This window comes from Haloferax sp. YSSS75 (assembly GCF_046764215.1).
GTDB lineage: Archaea > Halobacteriota > Halobacteria > Halobacteriales > Haloferacaceae > Haloferax.
Genome location: NZ_CP177206.1, coordinates 1,913,698 through 1,937,850, shown reverse-complemented (window position 1 = coordinate 1,937,850; position 24,153 = coordinate 1,913,698). Strand labels below are relative to the sequence as shown.

Genomic DNA, 24,153 nt, shown 5'->3' with positions numbered 1-24,153 from the left:
AATGGACTCGTTGGGGGACGTGTTGTCGCGTGAACCGGACGATAGAGTACGAGTGTTGGACGCCGACGGAACCGTCGTCGCGCCGGACCTCATCCCGAATCTGGACGACGAGACGTTCGTCGCCATGTACCGTGACATGCGATTCTGTCGGCGCTTCGACGAACGGATGATAAGCCTCCAGCGACAGGGGAGAATCGGCACCTACGCGTCGCTCGCGGGGCAGGAAGGGTCACAGATAGGGTCGATGTACGCGCTCTCCGACGACGACGTCGTCGCGTATCAGTACCGCGAACACGGTGCTGTCGTCGCTCGTGGGTTCCCGTGGGAGTATCTCCTCTACTGGGCAGGCCACGAGAAAGGCCACGAGGCACTCGCAGACAGGAACGTCTTCCCGCTGAACATCAGTATCGCGGACCACCTGCCACACGTCACCGGCATCGCGATGGCGATGAAACACCGAGCGGAATCACGAGTCGCGGTTGCTCACTTCGGTGACGGCGCGACGAGCGAGGGAGACTTCCACGAGGCACTGAACTTCGCGGGCGTCTACGACGTTCCCGCGCTGTTCGTCTGTAACAACAACCAGTGGGCGATTTCGACGCCCCGAGCGGAACAGACCGCGAGTCGGACGTTCGCACAGAAAGCCGACGCCTACGGATTCGAGGGCGTCCAAGTAGACGGGATGGACCCGCTTGCGATGTACGTGGTGACGAAGGCGGCGCGTGAGAAAGCACTCGATACGTCGAGCGACACGCCCCGCCCGACACTCCTCGAAGCGGTCCAGTACCGGTACGGTGCCCACACGACGGCGGACGACCCGTCTGTCTACCGTGACGACGCCGAAGTCGAGGAGTGGCGAGAGAAAGACCCACTCGACCGGTTCGAGACGTTCCTCCGTGAGACTGGACGACTCGACGACGAGCGAATCGAGGCGATAGACGACGAGATAACCGAGGTGCTCGCGGACGCAGTCGACCGAATGGAGTCGTTCGAACCAGACCCGGACACGATGTTCGAATACGCCTTCGAGACCCAGACGCCGGAGATTCGTGCCGAACACGAGGAGTTCCAGCGAGTCCGCGAGAGATTCGGTGACGAATCGTTCCTGCGAGAGTAGTGCCGCGTCTTACTGTACGTCCAGACGAACGTCGATTTCCGTCTCGTTTTCCACGTTGTCGGTGACGGGACACCGCTCTTCGACGGCAGTGAGTAACGCTTCGAGTTCCGCGTCGTCAGCGTCAGATTGCACCGAAATCGTCACGTCGACGCCCTGCAGGCCGGGTCTGTCGTCGCTTTCCTCGCCTCGGTATCTCGCGTAGTTCACGCCGCCTTCGACGCGGACTTCGAGTTCGTCGATATCGACGTCCATGTCGCGAGCGACCATCGTCGTCGTCGAGTTGAGACATCCGAGAATCGACCCGAGGAAATACTCGACTGGGTTGACGTCGCGCCCGACGACGAAACTCGCGTCGCCGGTGTCTATCTCCATCCGCTTGGGACTGATTCGGGTTCCGGTGAGTTCGTACGCCGAGAGAGTTGTGTCGCTCATACAATTGCGGTTGGGAGTGACCACACAAAAACTGCAGGCCGATTGTCGTCGCGTGAGAGTCCGGTTCGGTCGGTACTGTCTTCTCGGCGACATAGTTATTGGCGAGAGGCCAGACTTCCGACGTATCGATGGAGGGGTTCGACGACGCGGTGAACGGCTATTTCGACGTTGCAGACCAGTTGTCGCGGTACTTTCTGTCGAGGGCGGAACGCCACTTCACCGAAGCGAGGACGCTGAAGTTCTCGACCACGTCCCGCGAGCGGTTCGAGGCCCGTCGGGCGAGGGTGCGAGAACAGTTTCTCTCGCAACTCGGCGGGTTACCCGAACGACTGGCAGACTCACCGGTCGACGTCACGGGGCGCATCGAGCACGACGAGTACTCGATAGAGTTGCTCACCTTCGAGAGTCGTCCGAACTTTCACGTCACTGCTAACTGTTACGTCCCCGACGACGACGGACCACATCCGGGAATTCTCTTCCCCTGTGGCCACACCAACGCCGCGAAAGCCGACGAGTTGACCCAGAAGGCGTGCATCGAACTGGCACGAAACGGGTTCGTCGTCCTCGTCTTCGACCCCATCTCGCAGGGCGAACGCGTCCAGTACGTCGATTCCGAGACGGGCGAACCCACCTTCCCGCAGAGTGGCGGCGTGTTCGCCCACTGTTATGCGGGCCAGAAGTGCTTTTACGCCGGTGGGAACCTCGCGAGGTACGTGATTCACGACGCCCGCTGCGCACTCGACTATCTCACCACACGGGCCGACGTCGACGACGGGCGAATCGGTGTGACCGGTGCCTCCGGCGGCGGCGTTCAAACGATGTATCTCGCCCTCGTGGACGACCGAATCGACGTCATCGCACCGTGCTGTTCCGTCACGGACCGACGCGAGTGGTTGCAGACGGGCAACCGAATCGACGCCGAACAACTCGTCTACGGGGCAATCACGCGAGGAATCGATTACGACGACTTTCTCATCGCGCACGCGCCGAAACCGGTCTGTATCGGCGCGGCCGCTTCCGACCAGTACTTTCCCATCGAAGGCGTCCACGAGGTGGCCCAGCGTGTGCGACACGTCTACGGCCTCTACGACGCCGCCGACCGAGTGACGCTCACGGTCGCAGACACCACACACTGCTCGGTGTACGAACTCCGGGACGGCGTGTTCGACTTCCTCTGTGACCAACTGGCGGACCGCGAGTACGAACCCCACGACGACATCCAGACACTGGACGAGTCAGAACTGCACGCGACACCCGAAGGAAGCGTGCTCGCGTCTTTCTCGTCCGAACGGACTATCGGTGACCTAGTCCGAGAGTTCGTCGAGGAGACCACACCCGACCCGGCGACGGTATCTCCCGACATCGACAGAGGCGACGCCAACACCGACGCCGACGCCAACACCGACGACTTTCGGCAGTCGCTCGCAGAGGACCTTGGAATCGCCCGTGATGGTTGTGCGCTCCACCCGCGATTCGTCGAAGGTGGCGAGGGTTCAGACGAGAATGTCGCCGTCGAGCGCGTCTGGTTCAAGACCGAGCGACACCCAGACATCGTCGTGACGGGTGTGCTGGTGACGGCCCCCGAGACGACCACCGAGTCACCCGCGGTGGTTCTGTACGAAGACGGGACGGAGGAACTCCCGGCACGAGACGAAGACGTCGTCGCACTCGCCCACGAGTACGGCACGGTTTTCGTCTTCGACCCACGGGGCGTCGGTGCGGTCCGGAACCGCGCGATTCCGATTCACCCGTGGGTCGAAGACTACGACGACATCTACGGAACCGAGTTCAAACTCGCGTACGACGCGATGCACATGGAGTCGTCGCTCCTCGGGATGCGCGTGTTCGACGTCCTCCGCGCGGTGGAATTCCTCCGCTCGGAGACCGAGTCGGACCGCGTTTCGTTCGTCGGTGAGGGTATCGGTGCGTATCACGCGCTGTACGCTGCCGTGGCCGAGACGGGGACCGTAGACCGCGTCGTCCTCCGCGGGTTGGGACCCAGTTTCGTCGAACGGTCGACGAGGAGCGACGTCCCGTTTCGTCCGCAACTCACTGTCTTCGACGTGGTCGGTACGTACGACGTACCACAACTCACCGCGGCGCTCGACCAGCGAGGCGTGACAGTCGAGAAAGAATCGAGTCGGTGACCGACGGTTCGGTTACAGGTCGGTGGTCGACTGTCCGATTACAGCTTGGTGACCGACGGTTCGATTACAACCCTGCGACGTCTTCGATAGCGTCGGTCAGCGCTTTGATGGACTCGACGTCGTGTTCGCCCATGTGGCCGATGCGGAACGTCTTCTCGCCGAGCGCCGACCCATAGCCGTTCGAGAAGGCCATGTCGTACTTTTCGGAGACGTCTGCGATGGTCTGGGCCACGTCTATCCCCTGCGTGTTCTCGATACAACTCACCGTCTGCGATTCGTAGCCCTCCTCGGGGAACATATCGAAGTGCTCGTACGCCCACTCGCGGGTGTACTCTGCCATCTCGCGGTGACGCTGGTCACGCGCCTCGTGGCCCTCTTCGAGCATGTACTTCATCTGCTTGCGGTAGGCCAGCATGATTGGAATCGCCGGCGTGGAGTGTGTCTGGCCCTTCCGGTCGTAGTAGTCGATACAGCGCTGGAACCCGCCGTACCACGAGGCGGTGTCCTTCTCGACTTCACGTTCGTACGCGTCGTCACTGACGACACAAATCGCGAGTCCCGGCGGCATCGCGAACGCCTTCTGCGACGACGCGAAGATGACGTCGATGTTGTGTTCGTCGATATCGACGTAGTCGCCACCCAACGAGGAGACGGCGTCGACGACGAAGTAGGTGTCCGGATACTCGGCAATCACGTCACCAATCTCTTCGATTGGGTTGCGGACGCCAGTCGAACTCTCGTTCATCACCGTCGCCACCACGTCGTAGTGCTTGTCGCTGGACTCCAGCGTCTCGCGGATGTCTTCGGGCTTTATCGCCTGTCCCCACTCGTATTCGAGTCTATCGACGTTCTTGCCCAGTCGCTCTGCGACGTTGGCGTGGCGTTCGCTGAAACTCCCGCACGTCGGCACGAGGATGTTCTCGTCGACGAGGTTGAGCGTCGACGACTCCCAGAACTCCGTGCCCGACCCGGTGAGGATGATGACGTCGTTGTCGGTGCCGAGGAACGTCTTCGTGTCCTCGACGATGGTCGTATAGAGGTCGGTCATCCGGTCCATCCGGTGGCCGAACATAGGTTGGGCCATCTCCTGGATGACGTCGTCGCGGACTTTGGTTGGGCCGGGGATGTACAGCGTCTTCTCGGGGTAGTCGTCCTTGTACTCGCGTTTCTTGGTCACAGATACCACCTGATACGGTCCACTGTGTCGTCGGGTGGCATGGTACTTTTGATTCAGTAGTGGCGGTCTCACTCACCCGTGCAAAGTGTTAACGTATATCACCACTGGCCAGCTATCTCCACCTAGCGCTCGTGGTGAGAAACGAGGCGAGCGTCGAGACGTCGAAACGAGCGCGCAATGGTGGAGTGACCATGTCAACAGTAACGGAACGGAACGAAACAGGGATGGACGCCCGGTGGATGGCGGGCGTCGACACGAGTTTGCGAGTCGTCGGGGCGTCGCTCGCAGTCGGGTCGATACTCGCCGTGGTGAGTTTCGCCTTTCATCCGCCACCGGCCAGCGACTTGAGCCAACAGATGGCGCTCATCGCCGACGCTGGACCGCGTTGGGTCGCGGTTCACTGGGCCGCCGCGGGAGCGCTCTCGCTCTTTGCAATCGCTGGTATCGTCGCACTAGGGGCGCACTCACGGCTTACCCGGCAGTGGTGGACGATGCTCGCGTGGGGTGTCGTGACACTCGGTGCGCTCTGGACGCTCACCACTGCCGTCGCAGAGGCCACCGTCGTCGTCGACGCGGCGACGGCCGGGAGTACGGAGATGTTCGAGGCGTGGGAACTGTTCGCCGAAGGGATGGCGACGGGGTTCGGGTTCCTCGCACTCGCAGTCGCCGTCATCGCCGGCAACGAAGCGAGAAGCGAGGCGCGAGCGACACCGACGTGGGCGGCGTGGATAGCCGCACTCGCAGGTATCACCGCCTTCCTCGGATTTGCGATGGGGATGTGGCTCGGAATCGCCATCGGTGGAATCGTCTGGGTGGTGTCCGCCATCGTGATGTCGCTCTGGACGCTCTGGTTCGGAGTCGCACTGATGCGACTGGCGCCTGTCGTACAGTCCCGGTCCGAGCGCTCACCCGCGTGAACTCGGCCGGACCACGAATTTTTTCGGTCAGTATCGAACGACGAGCGCCGTGGCCGCCTCGTCAGTTCTCTCGTCGGTAGTCACTGTAGGGCCTGACACTGGCGTCCGTCCGTGACCGACGAAGCGTTTCGACGTCGACTGGACACGTCGCCGAGAGTGGTTGGTCGAGCGGGAGGGTGAGTCGAGTCCCACCGGCCCCACAGACGTCGTCGCAGGGGGCGAAGACGGCGCTCCGGCCCGTTCCGTTGGGTTCTGCGTCCGTCTCTGTGACGAGCGGAACCATCGCGACGAAACACTGGTTTTCGACGGCGCGGGCGGCCGCACAGCGACGGACACGTTCGACACCTGCTGTCGACGACGTCCACGACGGAACCGCCAGTACCTCCGCGCCGCGGTCCACGACAGACCGGACCAGTTCGGGGAACTCGACGTCGTAGCATATCAACGGCGCGACGGTGACGCCGTGGTGCGTGACCAGCGGTGGGTCGCCGTCGCCCGCCCGTATCCCTTCGTCTCGTTCCTCGGGGATGGGGTTTCGTTTGTCGTAGGTCACGACGCCGTCAGGAGTCGCAATCGGGCATCGATTGACGAGTGTCTCCGCCGACACCGCTTTCAGATAACTGCCGCCGACGACGACTGCGTCCCGCTCGGTTGCGAGTTCTGTGAGGTGACCGTGGAGGTGCTCGATAGCGTCTTCGGGAAGTGGTCTGTCCACCGCGGGGACGCTCGGGTCGTACCTGGGGCCCGCGCCCACGAGTTCCGGCATGACGTAGAGGTCCGCAGGGCCTGCCTGTCGGACGGCGTCGGTCATTCGTTCCGTGAGGTCGGTAATCGTCTCCGTCGGGTCGAACGTCATCTGGCAAAGTCCGATGTCGAACGTCATCTGCGACTGCACCCGGTTCGATGGTCCATGACAGTAGACGTTTCTTCGGTGTGTTATAGGTTTTCGAGCACCCCAGTCGCAGCGAGACGGCCGAGACAGCTCGAAAAATAGTGGCGTTTCCCGAGACGGGCGGGAATCTTCACTCCCGGTTCGCGTCGGGTACGACGTCGGGTTGCCCCGACGGGTTACTACCGTCGAATGCGGGCGGTTGCTTCACTCCGCGGTCGTTGTTGAGTATCGTGACTCCGCCGGCGTTCGCCGATGCGGCACCGTAGACGCCACCGACGGTGAAGCCTCGTCCACTGACTGCCGTCCAGAAGGCGTATCCGTCCGGGTCGTAGCCAGCGAGGTGTTCGGGCGTCGTCGGGTCGGTGATGTCGTAGACGTGGACGCCGCCGTGGTACCACGACGTGTGCAGTCGGTTCGCCGTCACGTCGAAGTTGTGTGAGGTGAACAGTTTCCCCGACTGGTCGTCGTCGATGACTGGCGGGTCGATACGCGTGACGAACTGCGGGTTCGACAGGTCCGACGTGTCCCACACCTCGATGCCACCGTAGTCGTCGACGCCGGGGTTCGAGATACCGACGTCCTTGGGGAACGTCTCCGCACCGACGAAGACGTAGTTTCCGTCGGTGGACGGTTGGACGTAGTGGGCGTTCCCCGGTGCCGTGAGATACGCGGCGAAGTCGAACTGCTCGAAGAGGTACGTATTGAAGTCGTCGACGCCGATTTCGAACGCTGGAATCGCGTCGCTGGCGTCGACGTCGCTCCCGAACCGGGAGACGAGCGTCGGGTTCGTCGGGTCACTCACGTCCAGTGCCGCGGTACCAGCATCCCACAGCGCAGCGTAACAGACGCCGTCCTGTACGTAGACGTCGTGGCACGGGACTCGCGACGCCTTCGCCACTTCGGGTTCGTCGTCTTTGAGGAGCCATCGAGCGGCCTGTTGGGGGTTCGCGGGGTCGCGGATATCGACGATTTCGACGCCCGTGTTGCCGAAGAGCCAGTACCGTTCACGTTCGCCGTCTCCGTCGTCGTCGACACTCCACGGTTCTGCCAGTGTCAGATAGGCGTAGCCATCTTCGAGGTAGCAGTTGTGGATGTCTGCGCCCGGACTCGGTCCGGGGCCGTCGAACGTGGGTTCGTACTGTGCGAGGAACTGCGGGTTCGTCGGGTCGCTGACGTCGTACAGCGAGATACCACCGGGGTTCTCCGAACCGTTGTTCGCGAGTGCGGCGACGCCGTCGTCGACCTTGAGGTCCAGGATGTCGACGACCGGGTTCTCGATACCGAGATTTGCCTGCAGGTCGGAGACGAGGTCCACCTCGGCGACCACTTCCGGCCGGCCCGGATTACGCCAGTCGACGACGCTCATCCCACCACCAGTCGCGACGTAGACGTAGTTCCCGTCGTCGACTACCTCGTTCGCACCCGCGACACCGACTTCACTGAACAGTCTGAGTTCGTCGTGTCCACCGGCCGATTGGGACGCGAGGGCGGAACCGACTCCCCCGAGCGATACACCAGTGCCTGTTGCGAGCAGACGAAGTATCGTTCGTCGGTTGTGTTCTGTCATATCACACCACATTTGTTAATTTATGAACATTATATTTAGAGCCTTGTACTAGACAATCTTTTGATATGTAACTATCCGGACCAGTGATGTAACAGGCGAATACATCGGGAAGACGTCCAGAGCTGTATTCTTGCAATCAACTCCCGTTATTTATTATACATAACCCGTCAATTGAGACACCGTGAGTGGAGAATCGCCGGGCGTCGAGACTGAATTAGACCAGGACATCGGTATCGTCGGGGCAATCGCTCTCGGTGTGGGCACGATGATTGCCGCCGGTATCTTCGTCCTCTCGGGTCTCGCAGTGAGTAACGTCGGTGCGATGGCTATCGTCGCGTTCGTCATCGCGGCGATAGTGGCGTCGTTCACGGCGTTCGCGTATGCCGAGTTCGCGTCCATCTATCCGGAGTCCGGCGGTGGATACGCCTACGTCGCGAACACGTTCGACTCGGACCTCACCTACATCGTCGGGTGGTCGATGATTCTCGGCTACCCGGCGAGTGCGGCGTTCTACCTCGCGTCGTTTTCCGACTGGTTCGACCGGTTTATCGTCCCCCTGTTCTCGACTGGACTACAGGACGCACTCCCGTTTTGGCTCTCGGGCCTCGTCATCCTCGGCCTCCTCGTCGCGCTGAATATGAAGGGCACAGAGGAGTCCGGGCAGTTTCAGATTATCGTCACCGTCCTGAAAGTCGCCCTCATAATCGTCTTCCTCTACGGTGGTCTGCAGGCGTTCGACGCGACGACGATTCAGCAATCGTTCAGCGAGAACCTGACGAACTTCCGGGATATCGGCCTCACGTCCGCGCTCGTGTTCATCACGTTCTTCGGTTTCGAGGCGATTGCGACCAACGCCGAAGAGATAGAAGACCCGGGTCGGAACGTCCCCCGTGCGATTTTCTTCTCGATGGGCTTTGTCACCATCATCTACGCCCTCGTCGTGTTGGTGGTGACGCTCGCCATCAACAACCCGGCGTATCTGGACCTGCTCATCGAAGTCGTCGAGGACGTGACCGGAACCGCCGGTGCCGAGGTGTTCATCGCGGAGAACGGCGAACTCGCGATGGGGTACGCCGCGTCGTTCTATCTCGGAAACGTCGGTTTCTACGTCATCATCGTCGGTGCACTCTTCTCGATGCTGTCGGCCGCGAACGCGACGGTGCTGGCAGGGTCTCGCGTGAAACTGGCGATGAGTCGGCGTGACCACCTCCCTAACCGGTTCGAGACGCTCCACCCGTCGTTCAACACGCCGTACTGGTCGGTGCTCCTGACGGGCGGTCTGATTACCTTCTTCATCTTCTTCTTCACTATCCTCCCTCGCGGAATCTTCGGGTCGACGACCATCGACGCCGGCGTCTTCGAGTTCCACATGGGCATCGAAGCAATTGCGCACTTCGCGGACTTCATGCTCCTGACCGGTCTCATCGTCGTGAACATCGCCATCATTCGCTCCCGGCAGAAGTACCCCGACATCGACCGTGGGTTCGAAGTTCCGGCGGTGCCGTTCGTGCCGATTTTCGCACTGCTCGCCAACCTCGTCCTCCTCGTCAACGTCGAACCGGGGTCGTTCATCTTCGGCGTCGTCGCGGAAGTGGTCGGTATCGGCGTCTGGTTCGCGGTTATCGGCACCACGTCCGTCGAAGATATCGAGCGTGAGACGCCGACGGTCATCGAACAGAGCGCCCCCGACCACCGCGACTACCAACTGCTCGTCCCGATTGCGAACCCGAACAACACCGAGCAACTCATGCGCACGGCGCGTGATATCGCGGCCGACAAAGGCGGGGAGATACTCGTCCTCTCGGTGGTCGACCTGCCGGACCAGACGCCACTCTCGGCCGGGAGAGCGGAGGCGAAGGACCGAGAAGAGATTCTCGAACGGGCGATAGAAATCGAGTCTGGTGGCGCGGACACGGACGTTCCGGTCCACGGAATCGTCAGAATCGGCCACCACGTCGGCAACGCGATTCTCCACACGGTCGAACAGCACGACTCGGACGCGATTTTGATGGGATGGCGTGGCCAACCCTCCCGCCGTCGCGACGTGGTTCTCGGGACCACCGTCGACCACGTCGTTCGCGACGCGGATTGTGACGTCCTCGTCGAACGCATCGGGAGCGAGGGCATCCCCGAGTCGATACTGGTACCGACCGCCGGTGGCCCCCACGCGGAGTACGCCGCCGAAATCGCACGCGCAATCGCTCACACGACGGGAACGTCGGTCACCGTCCAGTACGTCGTGGACCCTGACGCGGACGAGCGGCGCAGACAGGCCGGACAGGCCGTCCTCGAAAAGGCTGCGAAGAAACTCGACGACGTGACGTTCGAAACCCAGTTCGTCGAGGGTGCGGACGTCGTTGAGACCATCGTCGAGTCCTCGCTCGACCACGACCTGACGATTATCGGGTCGACCCGCGAAGGGTTGCTCCAACAATTCGTCTTCGGGTCGATACCCGAACAAGTCGGACAGGAGGCGGCAGGGACGGTCATCATGGCGAAGCGGAACCTCGGCATTCGGTCGGTCTTCAGTCGACTCTTCTCGCAGACGTAACGCGACGGGGAACCCGCTGGACCATCCACTCGTGTTGGGGTGTAGATATTTACGGTTCGTCGGTGTTCGACTAAGACATGGCTGAGACGGTGGTCATTCTCTCCGAACTGCTTCTCGTCTTAGCCATCAGTATCGCAGTTCGGGTGATTGCCTCCCGCATCGGTATCTCGTACATCGTCGGCCTCGTACTGGTCGGATTCGCAGTCGCGATACTTGGGATCGAACTGGCGATTCCGCTCTCATCGGACCTCATCATGGTCGTCTTCCTGCCGACGGTACTCTTTCAAGGAGCGACAGAAATCGAACCGGGTCACTTCTGGGACAACCTGCCGTTCGTCCTCGTGATTACGGTGTTCGGCTTGCCGCTCGCGATTCTGTTCATCGGATGGGTCGGGAACCACCTCCTCGGGTTCTCGCTCCTCGTCTCGCTGCTGTTCGCCACCATCGTCTATCCAGTCGACCCCGTCTCGGTCATCCGAATCTTTCGAGAAGTCGACGCCCCGCCTCGGTTGGCCGCCCTCGTCGAGAGCGAGAGTCACCTCGGAGATGGGTTCGTCATCGTCATGTACACGACTATCGTCGCGGTGCTCTTGCAGACGGACAACGGGTCGGTGGGACTCGGCACACTCTGGTCGCTCTCTGACGCCCTCACCGTCGCGTGGGACATCGTCTTCGTCAGTCTCGGTGGCCTCGTCGTCGGCATCGTCTCGGGGATCGCGGTGTACCTCGTTCTCCGCGCAGAAGAAGAGCGCATGGTCGACTTGCTGTTGACTATCTTCCTCCCGTACGGGAGTTTCTTACTCGCAGACCGACTTCTCGGTGTGAGCGGCGTGTTGGCGACGGTTGCCGCTGGACTGGTCATCGGGTCCTACGGGAAACGCGACGCGATACACCCGGACAACGTCAACTATCTCGAAAACATGTGGGACGCCGCCGCGTTCCTCATCAGCACCTATCTGTTCTTGCTCATCGGGATGCAGGTGTCCGTCGGGGAACTCGTCCGTCACCTGGACCTTGTCGTCTTGACCGTCGTCCTCGTCTTGGTAACACGGGCGACGGTGGTGTACACGCTCGTCGGCGCGTTGAACCGGGCGTCGTCAGAAGCTGTCGCTCGGAACTACCAGCATATCATGGTGTGGAGCGGCCTCCACACCGTCGTTCCGGTTGCGCTCGTCCTCAGTCTCCCGGACGGAATACCACTTCGTGAAACCTTGCAGGCGATGGTGTTGGGCGTCGCTGTCCTCTCGATAGTCTTTCAGGGGTCGTTACTGCCCTACGTGCTGCGGATGGTCATTCCGGGGAGCGCGTCCCAGTACAGCAAAAGTTAGTGAACAGCCGTGAATCGATACCGCTCAAGAACCGCCGCGGGCGTCACTGTGGAATCAGACGCCGTTCTCGGTGACCGACACGGACTCGCCACCGGTCTTTTGAGACGTATCAGATACCGCAATCGTCACGTCGTACGTGTACCCGGTACCGTCGTCGTGCTTCGCCGTGAGTATCGTCGTCCCACTCGCAGTCTCGCCACTCACGTCCACGAACACCGTCTCTTCGGCCCCTCCCGCCGGCGACGTCTGGGTCAACGTCAGTTCTACCGTATCGAGGTTGCCGTCGGCGTCTGCCGCGCTCCACGGGATTGAGAACTCTGCGTGGGGGTTCCGAGAGTCGGCCTCCGCGATGCTCGTCTCGTCGATGCTGCCGGTGGGCCCACTGCTGGTGTTGTCTACACTGACAGCGATATCGGCCGCAGACGAGGTGTTTCCGTCGCCGTCTGTCGCGCGGGCGGCGAGCGTGTGCGTCCCGTCGTCGGCCGTCTCGGTGTCCCACGTGTCCTCGTAGTAGCCGGTCGAACTGTCGTACGAGGCGGGCCGCCACGTCCCGCTTCCGTCGAGTTCGTATTCGACGACGAGGGCGTCGTTCGCCGTACTGTCGTCGCTGGCGGCGAGTCGAATCGTCGTCGTTCCTGTGAGCGACTCACCACCTCGTGGTGATTCCCACGAGACGCTTGGGGAGGGGTCGAGAGACCCGCCAACCGCCGCTTCGACGTCGAGCAAGCCAGCGCCCTGCTGACTACTCGGCAGGCCGATATCCTCTGCGGTGTCCCTCAGCCGTTGTCGTGCCTCGTCACGCGTGTAGCCCTGTGCAATCAGTTGGGCGCCGGCACCACTCACGTGTGGGCAGGCCATCGACGTTCCCGAATAGGTCGCATAGCCGCCGGGAACCGTGGAGTAGATATCTACGCCAGGGGCGGCGAGTTCGATGTCGGCACCGTAGTTCGACCAACTCGCGAGGGTGTCCCTGTCGTCGGTTGCGCTGATAGCCATCACCGTCGAGTACGTCGCCGGTGCGGACTCCTCGACGTTCACTCCCTCGTTCCCCGCCGCCGCGACGAGTAGCACGTCGCGTTCGAAGGCGTACCGACAGGCGTCCTCGATGGTGCTCGACGGCGGGCCGCCGAGACTCAGACTCGCGACGTCCCACAGTTGGTCTGCGACGTATTTGATGCCCGCCGCGACGTCAGAGTACGACCCGCTTCCGTTCTTGTCGAGGACTTTCACGGCGTGAAGCGTGGCTTGCGTACTGACGCCGACGACGCCCGTACCGTCGTCTACGGCGCCGGCGGTGCCGGCACAGTGGGTCCCGTGGCCGTTGTCGTCGTCCCACGGTTGCGCGTAGGGGCCGCGGGAGGAGACGAAGGCTTTGCCCGCACCGAGGTTTCCCTGGAGGTCCGGGTGGTCAGAGTCGATACCCGAGTCGATGATGGCCACGTGTGCACCTGCACCCGTCGCACCACTCGCGTGGGCCTTCTCTGCGTCGACTCGGTCGATACCCCACGGTACTTCCCCGTCAGTCGAATCCACACCGATAGCGTGCATCGTCCCGTCCGGTTCGATATACCGGACGTTGGGATTCTTTCGCAGTCCCCGCAGTGCCTCCTCGGTGAAGACGCCTGCAACCGCCGTTCCGATACCTCCGAAGTCAAGGACGCGGGAGACGGCGCTCGCCGCCCGTGTCGCCGCCCGCGTCGACCCGGGAGTGCTCGTTCCGACGATGTACCGGTCGCTTCGGCGAGCGAACGCGGTTCCTGTCCCACCGACCAGTGCCCCGAGGCCGACCCCACACCCGGAGAGGAACGACCGTCGCGAAAATGAGTTGGCACCCATGAACGTAGATGGGTCCAAAATTACATAATTGTTCGTGATGTTCACGCGCCACGTTCTGTCTGGAGTTCTGCCCGGTTGGACGCAGTTCGACGGGGGTCAGTCGTCCGCTTCGACGGACCCTGCTCGCGGTATCGTCACGTCCGTCAATCCCGCTTCGATTTCGTCGCGCCGCGCTTCGAACTCGCCGGGGAGGACGAGTCGCTCGCCGAGTTGGTCGAGCGGTTCGTCGCTGGCGTAGCCCGGACCGTTCGTCGCGAGTTCGAAGAGGACGCCGCCGAACTCACGGAAGTAGACCGAGCGGAACCAGTGTCGATTAATCTGTTGGGTCGGGCGCAGTCCCTTCGATTGGACCGCCTTCCGCATCGACTCTTGGTCTTCGTCGGTCGGCGTCTGGAACGCGACGTGGTGGACGGTTCCGAGTCCCTGTCGACTGCTCTCGATGGTGGGGAGGACGTCGACGTACTTGCCGACGGGGCCCTCGGCGGCGAATCGTCTTCGCTCGTCGCCGGCCATGTCGCCCTGTGCCTGTTCGGTTCCGACTTCGTCGAACCCCATCGTCTGGAGGAGGTCAGTCGTCGCTTCGGGGTCGGCAATCCACAGCGTCACCGAATGGAACCCACGAATGGCGGATTCTTCGGGGACGAACTCCGTCCACGGAACGGTCGGGTCGTCGTCGGGAATCTCGACTTCGACCAACTCGACTGGCAGGCCGTCTGGGTCACGGAACGGGAGGACTGTCTCTCCGAATCGCTCGATTCGCTCGTCGTAGTCCACGTCGTACTGGTCGAATCGGTCCTCCCAGTAGTCGAGACTCCCCTCGGGGACGCGGAAGGCGGTTCGGGATACCTGTCCGGTGCCGACTTTCCCGCGCGACATGTTCTCCCACGGGAAGAACGTCATACTCGTTCCGGGGTTCCCCTCGGCATCGGTGAAGAAGAAATGGTACGTGCTCGGGTCGTCCTGGTTGATAGAGCGCTTGGCGAGTCGGAGGCCGAGCGTCTCTACCCAGAAGTCGAGATTCTGTTGCGGGTCGCCCGCGATACACGTCACGTGGTGGATGCCGGGTGTCGGTGTTGGGTTCGTCATCGGAGTACGGTACGGGCCGAGAGGACTTGAGTTTCTGGCGACGTGAGTGTTACCGGGTGGTCTGGACACCTCTCGCGTCTCGGTGGTGACGGACCGGTCACTACGTCGGGACGAACCGAACCACGACGCTCACTCTCACTCCGTCAGGTCGTCTATCCAACTCATAGCGGCCATCGCTTGGGGGAATCCGAGCGTCGGAATCGAGAGGACGGCGGCGTGCCGCAGCGTCTCGGGTGAGATTCCTTCGTCGAGTCCGCGTCGCACGTGCGAGTGGACGGCCCCCTCGGACTGTGCACCGATAGCCAGTGCGAGTTTGACGAGGCGCTTCGTCTCGCCGTCGATGGGTCCCGCATCGGAACAGGCCGCTCCCAACTCGGTGTATCGACTCCACACGTCGGGGTGGTCTTCTGCGAGGGTGCTCGGTACGTCCGGAAGGCTCTGGATGTCGTCTACGTGGTCGCTCATACTCGTCTGACGTATTCGTGTCGTGAGAGGATATAGCTCTACGTCCCCCCTTCGCGTCGGGACACGTCCGCGCCCCACGAGACGTGTTCGGGAGCGATTCCGTCTTCCGTGACGATACCGCTCGCGGGGAATTCTTCGACCAACCAGCGGCCATGGGGGCGGGAACGTACGACTGAGAGGTGGTTGCCGAAGCGTTAGTCGACACGTGAACAGACTGCAAAAGCCCGGAAGACGCCTCATTTTGGCCCCCTCGATGCTATCTGTCGAGGGTGTGGAACTCACTGCGTGGTTGCCTGCCATTCGTCTTTGCACGACTCGTCACAGAACGGCGTGAAGACGAGAACCCCGTCTTCGAACCGAGTCACGATTGGATACCATTCTGCTGTGTCGATGCGGGCCCCACAGTGCGCACAGACGCTGGAATCGCGCCACCCCGACCCGTCGGGGAGAGATGTCGGTACGTGACGGTTGGGGCCGGGTCTACGTCGTTCTCCCACAGTCTGTCACCTCGACATCGACGTCGTCCTGCGTCACGGTGATTCGAACCGTACAGTCTTCGATGGTGAATTCGACGTGTCCACCCGAACGAATCGTCTCGGATGAGGGAGATGCAAACAGCAAGTCGAGTGCGTCCGGGTCGACGACTTCGTACAGCGGTTGGATAGAGAGTGGGTCGACGTCTTTCGCCGCCGCCACAGCCTCGACGACTGCTTTACTGACGGGGGCGATGTGGCTCTCGCCCAACCGGGACTGGTCGTTTCTACTCATTCTGACTGGACAGTCGAGAGGAACTCCGAAGACGATTCTTGCTCAACTGTGTGGTCACCCGGAGAACGGACACTCAGTATCTAGAGTCGTCGCCTCGCTCGTCGACGAGCATCCCGAGGAGTGTCCGTTGACCCGCTCTGAGGTGGTAGTTGAACGTCGGTTGTGTAATCGACAGGAGCGAGGCAACTTCCTGTCCCGTCATCGAGCGCGGCGAGTCGAAGTACCCACAGAAGTAGGCAGTTCGGAGCACCTCCAACTGTCTGGCCGTGACTGCCGCTTCGAAGTTCGTCTTGAACGTCTCTCTCGTCAGTGGAATCCGGTCCCGGTCACGGCGGGCAATCAACTCGACGTCGGAGAACCGCCGGCGAAGTGCGCTGACGAACGACCCGACGTCCGCTCCGTGAGAGAGTTCGACGACGGCCGTGGTTTCGCCGTCCGTCGATTCGATGCGCTTCGGAATCGCGCCGTGGTCGACGAGAGCGTTCGCGAGGAGTGACGAAGCGGAGGTGAGTTCGAACGTCCCGCCATCGTCGTCTTTCGAGACCACGTGTATCGATTCGAGCGCGGGACTCCCGTCTGCTGCGGCCACGATTTCGGACGCGTCGGCGCCCGACACGGTGAAGAAGATTCGTTTGTGCTCCGGGCCCGGGACGATTCCTTCGAAGCGAATCGTACTGCCGGTCTGCTCGGCGAGGCGAGCGAGCGGGTCTCGCAGGTCCGACGTTCGCAAGACGAGTTCGACGACACGGTCGGTCAGGAAGCCACGTTTGGTCTCGACGGCGTTGATAGCGTACGCGATGGTCTCGCTGAGTTCGCCGAGGACGGACTGCATCAACCGACCGAAGGCGTCGTTGTGCGTGGCGTAGAGGGTCAACACACCGTACGAGTGGCCGTCGTAGACGAGTGGGACGCTCATCACGGACTGGTAGCCACTGGCGAGTGCCTCTCTGCGCCACGGTTCTTCTCGAAGCCTATCGGCAACCGACTGAACGACGACCGGTTCGAGCGTCGACGCTGCGACGCTCGACGGTTCGGTGGTGTCGTCGAGGTCCCTGAGTGCGGGGAGATAGCCTCGCTCAGACCCTGCCCAGGACTTCGGCGTGACTGTCGCATCCTCGACGTCCCCAATCCAAGCGAACGCCACTCGTTCGGGCTCTGCGAGGCGTTCGCAGACACCACGTTCGATGTCCCTCCGGGTTTCGGACATCACGAGGACGTGCTCGACGTTGCGAATCTGCTCGTTGATTTCGTGGAGACGTTCGAGTCGGACCGTCTGTTCGCGAAGGCTTCGTTCACGGTTCCTGAGCGCCTCCTCGCGTGCGACGCGGTCGAACGTCTCTTCGGCAGTCGAACCGAGTAGTTCGGCCAACTCGACCATGTCGTCTGTCACCGACTGGCCGTCACGTGTCTCTGCGACGAACAGGCCGTGACTCCCGAGGAGGACAGATATCTCACCCTCGTCGGTCCCGGTAGCGTCGACTGACTCACCGACGAACTGCTCCCAATAGGCCGATTCGGGGCCGTAACTGCGCCGTTTCGTCGCACCGCCGTTCACCCCGGCGACTGCAACCGGGTGGAGGACGCCCGCTCGCTCGTCGAAGAGCAGAACCGAGACGGACGAGAGTCCGAGAACGTCGATTCCGGCGTCCACGACGACGTCGGCGACGTCCGTCTCCGTCTCGGCGGTAAGTAACTCTCGGCTGGTCCGGTGGAGCGCAGTGAGTGTCAACTCCTTCCGCCGTAGCTCCGTGATGTCGGTTGCGACACCGATGACGGACTCGACGGCACCGTCGTCGCCGTAGACGGGTTCGTACCAGACTTCGAACGTGGAGTCCTCGAAGTCGATGATGGTCTGTATCCGTTCACCGGCGAGTGCCCTGTCGACGACGTCGATGACGTCAGGCGACGAACTGTAGAGGTCGAACACTGACTCGCCGACGACTTCACCCGGTTGGAACCCGAGTTTTTCGAGCCCCCGGCCTTCAGAGAGCGTGAACGTCCCCTCGACGTCGAACATGAAGTGGATGAGCGGGGCGTTCTCGACGACGGTCTGAAGCTGTGTCTCTTTGTCGCGGAGTGCCTGTCCGCGTTCTTCGAGTTCGGTGATGTCGCGGACGCTGTAGAGTCTCGTCCCGCCTTGAATCGAGACGGACGTGACCGTGACGAGAACCGTGTATTCGGTGCCGTCCGCGTCGGTCACCACTCGCTTTATATTCTCGACGACGTCTCCGTCACCGAACTCGTCCGGGGCCGGGTCACCATCGAGAAGTTGGCCGACAGACCCGAGTGCCAGCACGTCGTCTGGCGACTCGCCGAAGATGAAGTTCACGTTCGGGCAGACGTAGGTGAACGTCCCCGAGTCGTCGGTGATGAACACCGTGTCCGTGATGTTGCTCAGCGTGGTCCGGTGGAGTTCTTCCGACGCGCGAAGTTCCTGTTCGAGCTGTTTCTGTTCGGTGATATCCGTGGCGACGCCGACCATCCGAATCGGGTTGCTCCCGTCGTCGTAGAGTTCGCCACGACTGCCAATCCATCGTATCTCCCCGTCGGGGAGGAGAATTCGAAACTCACCAGAGTACGGTTTCGACTCTTCGAGCACGAGTTTGAGGTTCCGAGTCAGGTCGGCGACGTCGTCTGGGTGAACACGCTTGATGACTCCTTCGTACGTCCCCTCGAACTCGTCGGGTCTCAATCCGAACAACCGACTGGTCGGCCCCCACCAGACGACTTCGTCGGTTTCGATGTCCCAGTCCCAGATGCCGGTGTCGGTTCCGTCGAGTGCCAGGTTGAGACGCGTGTTCGCTTCGTGCAGTTCACGCTCGCGTCTCTTCCGGTGTGTGATGTCCGTCGCCACGCCGGTCAAACGAACCGGGGTGCCGTCGTCGTCTTCGTACACTTCGCCGCGGCCTTCGAGCCATCTGGTCTCGCCAGTTGGCAACTGAATACGGTGCTCGACGAGGTAGGGTTCGGACCCGTCGAGTGTCGCCTGAATCGCTCGTTCGACGGCGGGTTGGTCGTCGGGATGGACTCGCTCGAAGAAGCCTTCGTAGGTGCCGTCGAACTCGTCGGGGCCCAGTCCGAACAACCGACTCATCGGCCCCAACCAGACGACTTCGTCGGTTTCGATGTCCCAGTCCCAGATGCCGGTGTCGGTTCCATCGAGGGCATGACTGAGTCGTTCGAAGGTTTCGGTGTGGTCCCACTCTGCGGCCAGTTTCTCGGCTTCTAACCGATTTCGCTCCGAGAGGTTTCGAACCACACAGACGGTCCCACGCCAATCCCCATCGAGCGGGTATGGGGTGAAGACACACTCGACCGGAATCGTCGCCCCGTCCTGCCGAACCAGTTCGGTTTCGAGAATCTCTCGCTCACCGCGTTTTAATTCACCGCGGACCCTCACCGCCGTCGTTATCGTCTCGTCGGTGACGACGGCAGACACGTGTTCACCCAGTAGGGTGTCCGGTTCACACCCGACCATGTCGGCGTACGCCTCGTTCACCAAGACGAACTCGTATCGGTCGTCGAGAACGTAGACGCCGTCGAGCATCGTCTCGATGACAGTCTCGTACCGTTCGAGATACTCCCGCCGTCGCACTTCGTCCGTCACGTCGCTGACGTAGACAGTCACCCCGTCGTCGGACGGGTAGATTCGCGTCTCGAACCAGGAATCGAGCGGTTCGGACTGTTCTCTGAACTGAACCTGCTGTTGTGTTTCGAACGCGCGTGCGACTGCAGTGGCGAGGTTCGACTCCACCGCTCTGTGCGAAACCTCCCACAGCACTGTCCCGACGAGACTTTCGCTGTACCCAAGAGGGCGAAACGTCGAGTGCGTCGCTTCGTTCGCGTAGGTCACGTGGAAGTCAGCGTCGAGAACGAAAACGGCGTCATCGACTCGGTCGAGGGCAGAGAGAACCTCACGACAGAGTCCGTGGCTCTCGGCGTGTTCTCCCCGAGGAGCGTCTTCCGTATTCTTTTCAGGGTGTTCGTCTCCCACTGTTATTCACTAGTTGCCACGACGCGCCCAGTGGTATTCATGTAATTGGTTCAATAGGTACACGCCGGAAGTATCGTCTGGTGGAGCGTACAGTCTGTGTACCGAACGGTTTCGATGCCAGGAGCGAGATTTCGTTCCGTCGGCGTTCTGTCTATACCGCCGAATTCCAGCACTGTCGAACGGGGAGCGTCGCCACGTGAGCGACGGCCACTCTAGATACGTAGCTACCACCGAGAAAGAGGACTCACTGTTGAGTAATCGACGATTTGTCGATAGCGGTCTTACAGAAACCTGTGGGAGAACAGGTGAGTGAACCTGAATCGACCCAAGCGACCCGCTCGAAAACCACCGACGCGAGTGTCGTGGCTCTCCTCGAAGGAGACGATTGGGGTCCGCACTGTTCGACCACACGACGAGCACAGAATCAGAGGCACCCCACACCACCATGCGTAACGAGGAACGCCATTCGGGCACCTTTTGACCGTCTGTAGACGCCGACGTTCTGGTCCACCGATTGGGCCCGCGTCACCGTCTGCGGGCGGTCATCTGCGTTCTCTCGTTCGTCCCCAAAACACCATCTGTGCATTCTCCTGGCGAGTCGATATCGTCACGCTATCGTGTCGAGCGACTCCGAGTCCGCTCTGATAGAGTCGTAGACGCGTTCGCCCCACTGGCGTGCGATTGGCGCGTCGGTATCGACGAACACCTGCATGAGTCCGGTCGACGCATCGTACCCACCGATACCGACACGTTCGTCGAACAGTGCGAGGCCGTACGGGAGGTCATCGCGCGTCCGGAGCGTCAGGTGACCCCTCTCGATTGCCTCACGGGCACGCTCTGGATAGGTCTCGAAGAGTTTCTCGACGATAGTTGGCAGATAGATTATCTCGGTTTCCGTCTCTCCGAACATCTGCTGGTGGAATTCTCCGAGGACTAACGGGGCCATGTGCGTCGTGTTGAACCCGCGGAAGGTCCGTGACTCCTGGACCAGTTCGATGAATCGTTCGACGGGTCGGTACGGGTCTTCCGGGTCGGCAATCGTCACCGTCGCGTCCACGAACGGTTCGACGAGGAACTCGTCGTGGTCGTCACAGATGACGTCGAGCAGTGGCGTGAGTCGGCGGGCGGTTCTGACGTTCGCTTCGAACCGAAGGAGTTCTTCTGCGACGGCCTCACCCCGACCGGTCAACTGGAGTCTGTGGTCGATACGCTCTCCGAGTCCCGTCGTCTCTAGCCACTGCGTGAACCGGTGACTCGTCGCTTTCGAGACGTCGAGGTGGTCTTCTATCCCTCGTCTGTCGAGTGGGCCATCGAGGAGCACTTCGAGCAGTGGTCCGTGGCGAACGATATCGACGAGTTCGTCCGTCGAAACCCGGTCACCCGACGTGGCCAACTGCTGTCCGAGGTTTCGACGATTCCGAGCGTTGTCGAGGATGGCGTCGACAATCGGTGCACTCGACGACCGAGACGCGTCGTCGTGGTCATCCCCGGTGTCGTCCGAGATGTGCATGAGAATCTCTCACTAGTTGGTCGGAGTCGGTACTAACTCTACCCATCTCGCCACACGCCGTCTCACGGTGTGAGACGAGTCTCACGACGGAAAACGCGTCTCGATAGATGAGGCTAACGCCCGTGGCATCGGATGTCACAGTATGTCCACAGACCTCGTGACCGACAGAGAACGACGAGCATTTGCGGAGACGCTCCACGGTGAACTCGTCGTTCCGTCCGACCCCGAATACGACGACGCTCGGGCCGTCTGGAACGGGATGATAGACAAACGTCCCGCCCTCATCGCTCGCTGTGCCGGTGTCGCGGACGTTGCTACGGCGGTGACGTTCGCTCGTGAGAACGACCTACTGGTGTCGATTCGTGGCGGCGGCCACAATGTCGCCGGGACGGCCGTCTGCGACGATGGACTCGTCATCGACCTCTCAGAGATGACGAGCGTCCACGTCGACCCAGAACGCCGGACTGCGTGGGTACAGGCCGGAGCGACGTGGGCCGACGTCGACCACGAATCACAGTTTTTCGGCCTCGCAACGCCCGGTGGCGTCGTCTCGGACACCGGCGTCGCGGGTCTCACTCTCGGCGGCGGTATCGGTCACCTCCGCCACAAGTACGGCCTCAGTTGCGACAACCTCCGGTCTGTCGAACTCGTCACCGCCGACGGTGAGTACGTCACCGCGAGTGAAGACGAACGTCCCGACCTGTTCTGGGCGCTCCGTGGCGGCGGCGGGAACTTCGGCGTCGTCACCGGATTCGAGTTCGAACTCCACCCGGTTGGTCCGGAGGTGGCGACGGTTCTGGTGTTCTACGACGCTGCAAACCTCCCCGAAATCCTCGCGTCCTACCGCGAATACGCCCGGACTGCTCCCGACGAGGTCAGCACGCTGACCTTCTCCGGGATGCTCCCCGACGAAGAACTCTCTCCCGACGCCGTAGACGTCGCCAAAATCGCTATCATCGGATGCTATGCGGGACCCGCCGAGGAGGGGATGGACGTGCTGGCCCCCCTCAGAAGATTCGCGGACCCGATTACTGACCTCAGTGGCGTGCGCCCGTACGAGGACCTACAGACCCTCCTGGACGAGGACTATCCCGACGGCATGCGGTACTACTGGAAGTCACTCTACCTCGACGGCATCTCAGACGAGGCTATCGAACGAATCGCCTCCTGGACGGACTCGGCCCCCTCACCGCTCTCGACCATCGACGTCTGGCACCTCGGCGGTGCGATTACCGATGTCGACGTCACCGAGAGTGCCTTCGCGGGGCGACACGCACCGTATCTCCTCGGCGTCGAAGCGAACTGGGAGGACGCGGACACGGACGAGGAAAACGTCGCGTGGGTCCGCGACTGTCTGGACGACATGCGACAGTTCTCCGACGGGTCGGTGTATCTGAACTTCCCCGGATTCCTCGAAGAGGGAGACGAGATGATGCGAACGACGTTCGGTGACGCCTACGAGCGACTGGTGGCCGTCAAAGACGAGTACGACCCGACGAATCTGTTCCGCGTGAACCAGAACGTCAAGCCGTCGTCGTGAGAGACACCCATCGGAGGAATCCCCGTAGCTCGGCGTAGGCGGCGTCGTACTGGTCACGGAACACACAGTGGCCGGCGTCGGGAACGTGGACGAGTCGGCCATTGCGTAACGCGGATGCCACCTCGATATCTTCGGCCCGCCCAGCGGAATCGTCGTCGGCCTTCAACACGAGCGTCGGCGCGGTGACGTCGGGAAAGGTGTTCGCCGCTCTGGGGAACCCCGCACGAACGACGTTCGCTATCTCTGGCCGGCATTCGGTGCGTGCGACGGCGAGTCGGTGCGCGAGGACCGGTCGCGTTTCGGCGTACTCCGCTTCGATATCGTCTACCGAGCGGTTCGACCACTCGTCGACGCTTTCGAGGACCGCTGCTGCACGCTCGTCGTGGGTCGCGTCCCGCATCTCCAGCATGCCTGCCGGGTCTTCGAGGACGACTGCTCGCGGGAGTTCTGGATGCGAAGCGGCGGCCCACGCGACGGTGTTCCCACCCATCGAATGCCCGAGGAGAATCGGGTCGTCGAGTTCGAGGGCATCGACGAGTCCGACGAGGTCCGCAACTCGGTCTTCGATGGCGTACCCCGTTTCGGGAGCGTCCGAACGGCCGTGGGCACGGGCGTCGTAGGCGACGACGTCGTAGTCGGCCGCGAGGTCTGCAATCAACGGTTCCCAGCACCGACCGTTGTCGGTAAAGCCGTGGGCCAGCACGAGTGGTGGGCCCTCACCGGTTCGATAATACTGCAACGCCACACCGTTCGAATCGACTGTCCCTGTCGTCCAGTCGTCGGGAACGTCCATCGAGTAGGACCGTCACGAGGCAGGGTGAAAAAT

At 61.8% G+C, this 24,153-nt stretch carries 18 protein-coding genes; 7 read left to right on the top strand and 11 right to left on the bottom strand.

Going from position 1 to position 24,153, the window contains the following annotated elements; all coding sequences use genetic code 11:
- The first annotated feature begins 1 nt into the window (after nucleotide 1).
- On the top strand, nucleotides 2–1,117 hold the full coding sequence (gene pdhA, locus ACK3R5_RS10215; RefSeq protein ID WP_411966876.1) for a pyruvate dehydrogenase (acetyl-transferring) E1 component subunit alpha: 1,116 nt from the start codon (nucleotides 2–4) through the stop codon (nucleotides 1,115–1,117).
- Nucleotides 1,118–1,126: 9 nt separating this feature from the next.
- Here the strand turns inward: pdhA and ACK3R5_RS10210 are convergent, their stop codons facing one another.
- On the bottom strand, nucleotides 1,127–1,549 hold the full coding sequence (locus ACK3R5_RS10210; RefSeq protein WP_411963950.1) for an OsmC family protein: 423 nt from the start codon (nucleotides 1,547–1,549) through the stop codon (nucleotides 1,127–1,129).
- A 128-nt stretch (nucleotides 1,550–1,677) separates the two neighbouring features.
- Between ACK3R5_RS10210 and ACK3R5_RS10205 the strand changes: the two genes are divergently transcribed.
- The gene (locus ACK3R5_RS10205) at nucleotides 1,678–3,696 is read left to right on the top strand and encodes an alpha/beta hydrolase family protein (RefSeq protein WP_411966875.1); all 2,019 of its coding nucleotides are present in this window, start codon (nucleotides 1,678–1,680) and stop codon (nucleotides 3,694–3,696) included.
- 64 nt (nucleotides 3,697–3,760) lie between these two features.
- On the opposite strand, the gene ACK3R5_RS10200 is transcribed toward ACK3R5_RS10205, so the two are convergent.
- Entirely contained in the window at nucleotides 3,761–4,873 is a 1,113-nt protein-coding gene (locus ACK3R5_RS10200) for a pyridoxal-phosphate-dependent aminotransferase family protein (RefSeq protein WP_411963948.1), read from the bottom strand.
- A gap of 191 nt (nucleotides 4,874–5,064) precedes the next feature.
- Between ACK3R5_RS10200 and ACK3R5_RS10195 the strand changes: the two genes are divergently transcribed.
- Nucleotides 5,065–5,790 carry a hypothetical protein gene (locus ACK3R5_RS10195; RefSeq protein WP_411963947.1) on the top strand — a complete coding sequence of 242 codons (726 nt, stop codon included), beginning with the start codon at nucleotides 5,065–5,067 and terminating at the stop codon, nucleotides 5,788–5,790.
- Nucleotides 5,791–5,851: 61 nt separating this feature from the next.
- Here ACK3R5_RS10195 and ACK3R5_RS10190 read toward each other — a convergent pair whose 3' ends face one another.
- The gene (locus ACK3R5_RS10190) at nucleotides 5,852–6,646 is read right to left on the bottom strand and encodes a nitrilase-related carbon-nitrogen hydrolase (RefSeq protein WP_411966874.1); all 795 of its coding nucleotides are present in this window, start codon (nucleotides 6,644–6,646) and stop codon (nucleotides 5,852–5,854) included.
- Nucleotides 6,647–6,812: 166 nt separating this feature from the next.
- The gene (locus ACK3R5_RS10185; RefSeq protein ID WP_411966873.1) at nucleotides 6,813–8,249 is read right to left on the bottom strand and encodes an LVIVD repeat-containing protein; all 1,437 of its coding nucleotides are present in this window, start codon (nucleotides 8,247–8,249) and stop codon (nucleotides 6,813–6,815) included.
- 181 nt (nucleotides 8,250–8,430) lie between these two features.
- Between ACK3R5_RS10185 and ACK3R5_RS10180 the strand changes: the two genes are divergently transcribed.
- Together ACK3R5_RS10180 and ACK3R5_RS10175 are read left to right on the top strand one after the other, a co-directional pair.
- Nucleotides 8,431–10,800 carry an amino acid permease gene (locus tag ACK3R5_RS10180; RefSeq protein WP_411966872.1) on the top strand — a complete coding sequence of 790 codons (2,370 nt, stop codon included), beginning with the start codon at nucleotides 8,431–8,433 and terminating at the stop codon, nucleotides 10,798–10,800.
- Nucleotides 10,801–10,877: 77 nt separating this feature from the next.
- A complete protein-coding gene (locus tag ACK3R5_RS10175) occupies nucleotides 10,878–12,128 on the top strand; it encodes a cation:proton antiporter (RefSeq protein WP_411966871.1) in 1,251 nt (416 codons plus the stop codon).
- A 54-nt stretch (nucleotides 12,129–12,182) separates the two neighbouring features.
- Here the strand turns inward: ACK3R5_RS10175 and ACK3R5_RS10170 are convergent, their stop codons facing one another.
- From ACK3R5_RS10170 to ACK3R5_RS10150, 5 genes are all read right to left on the bottom strand, one after another.
- The gene (locus ACK3R5_RS10170) at nucleotides 12,183–13,964 is read right to left on the bottom strand and encodes a S8 family serine peptidase (protein ID WP_411966870.1); all 1,782 of its coding nucleotides are present in this window, start codon (nucleotides 13,962–13,964) and stop codon (nucleotides 12,183–12,185) included.
- A 96-nt stretch (nucleotides 13,965–14,060) separates the two neighbouring features.
- The gene (locus ACK3R5_RS10165; RefSeq protein WP_411966869.1) at nucleotides 14,061–15,050 is read right to left on the bottom strand and encodes a ring-cleaving dioxygenase; all 990 of its coding nucleotides are present in this window, start codon (nucleotides 15,048–15,050) and stop codon (nucleotides 14,061–14,063) included.
- Nucleotides 15,051–15,185: 135 nt separating this feature from the next.
- Nucleotides 15,186–15,515, bottom strand: coding sequence for a carboxymuconolactone decarboxylase family protein (locus ACK3R5_RS10160; RefSeq protein WP_411963940.1), 330 nt, complete (start codon nucleotides 15,513–15,515; stop codon nucleotides 15,186–15,188).
- Between the two features lie 480 nt (nucleotides 15,516–15,995).
- On the bottom strand, nucleotides 15,996–16,283 hold the full coding sequence (locus ACK3R5_RS10155; RefSeq protein WP_411963939.1) for a HalOD1 output domain-containing protein: 288 nt from the start codon (nucleotides 16,281–16,283) through the stop codon (nucleotides 15,996–15,998).
- A gap of 73 nt (nucleotides 16,284–16,356) precedes the next feature.
- On the bottom strand, nucleotides 16,357–20,136 hold the full coding sequence (locus ACK3R5_RS10150; RefSeq protein ID WP_411966868.1) for a PAS domain S-box protein: 3,780 nt from the start codon (nucleotides 20,134–20,136) through the stop codon (nucleotides 16,357–16,359).
- Between ACK3R5_RS10150 and ACK3R5_RS10145 the strand changes: the two genes are divergently transcribed.
- A complete protein-coding gene (locus tag ACK3R5_RS10145; protein ID WP_411966867.1) occupies nucleotides 20,137–20,322 on the top strand; it encodes a hypothetical protein in 186 nt (61 codons plus the stop codon).
- 562 nt (nucleotides 20,323–20,884) lie between these two features.
- Here the strand turns inward: ACK3R5_RS10145 and ACK3R5_RS10140 are convergent.
- Nucleotides 20,885–21,787: a helix-turn-helix transcriptional regulator gene (locus ACK3R5_RS10140; RefSeq protein WP_411966866.1), complete on the bottom strand. Its 903-nt coding sequence runs from the start codon at nucleotides 21,785–21,787 to the stop codon at nucleotides 20,885–20,887.
- A gap of 142 nt (nucleotides 21,788–21,929) precedes the next feature.
- On the opposite strand from ACK3R5_RS10140, the gene ACK3R5_RS10135 reads away from it, so the two are divergent.
- On the top strand, nucleotides 21,930–23,327 hold the full coding sequence (locus ACK3R5_RS10135; RefSeq protein WP_411966865.1) for an FAD-binding oxidoreductase: 1,398 nt from the start codon (nucleotides 21,930–21,932) through the stop codon (nucleotides 23,325–23,327).
- Here ACK3R5_RS10135 and ACK3R5_RS10130 read toward each other — a convergent pair.
- Nucleotides 23,311–24,120: an alpha/beta fold hydrolase gene (locus tag ACK3R5_RS10130; protein ID WP_411966864.1), complete on the bottom strand. Its 810-nt coding sequence runs from the start codon at nucleotides 24,118–24,120 to the stop codon at nucleotides 23,311–23,313. The genes ACK3R5_RS10135 and ACK3R5_RS10130 overlap by 17 nt on opposite strands.
- Nucleotides 24,121–24,153 lie beyond the last annotated feature (33 nt).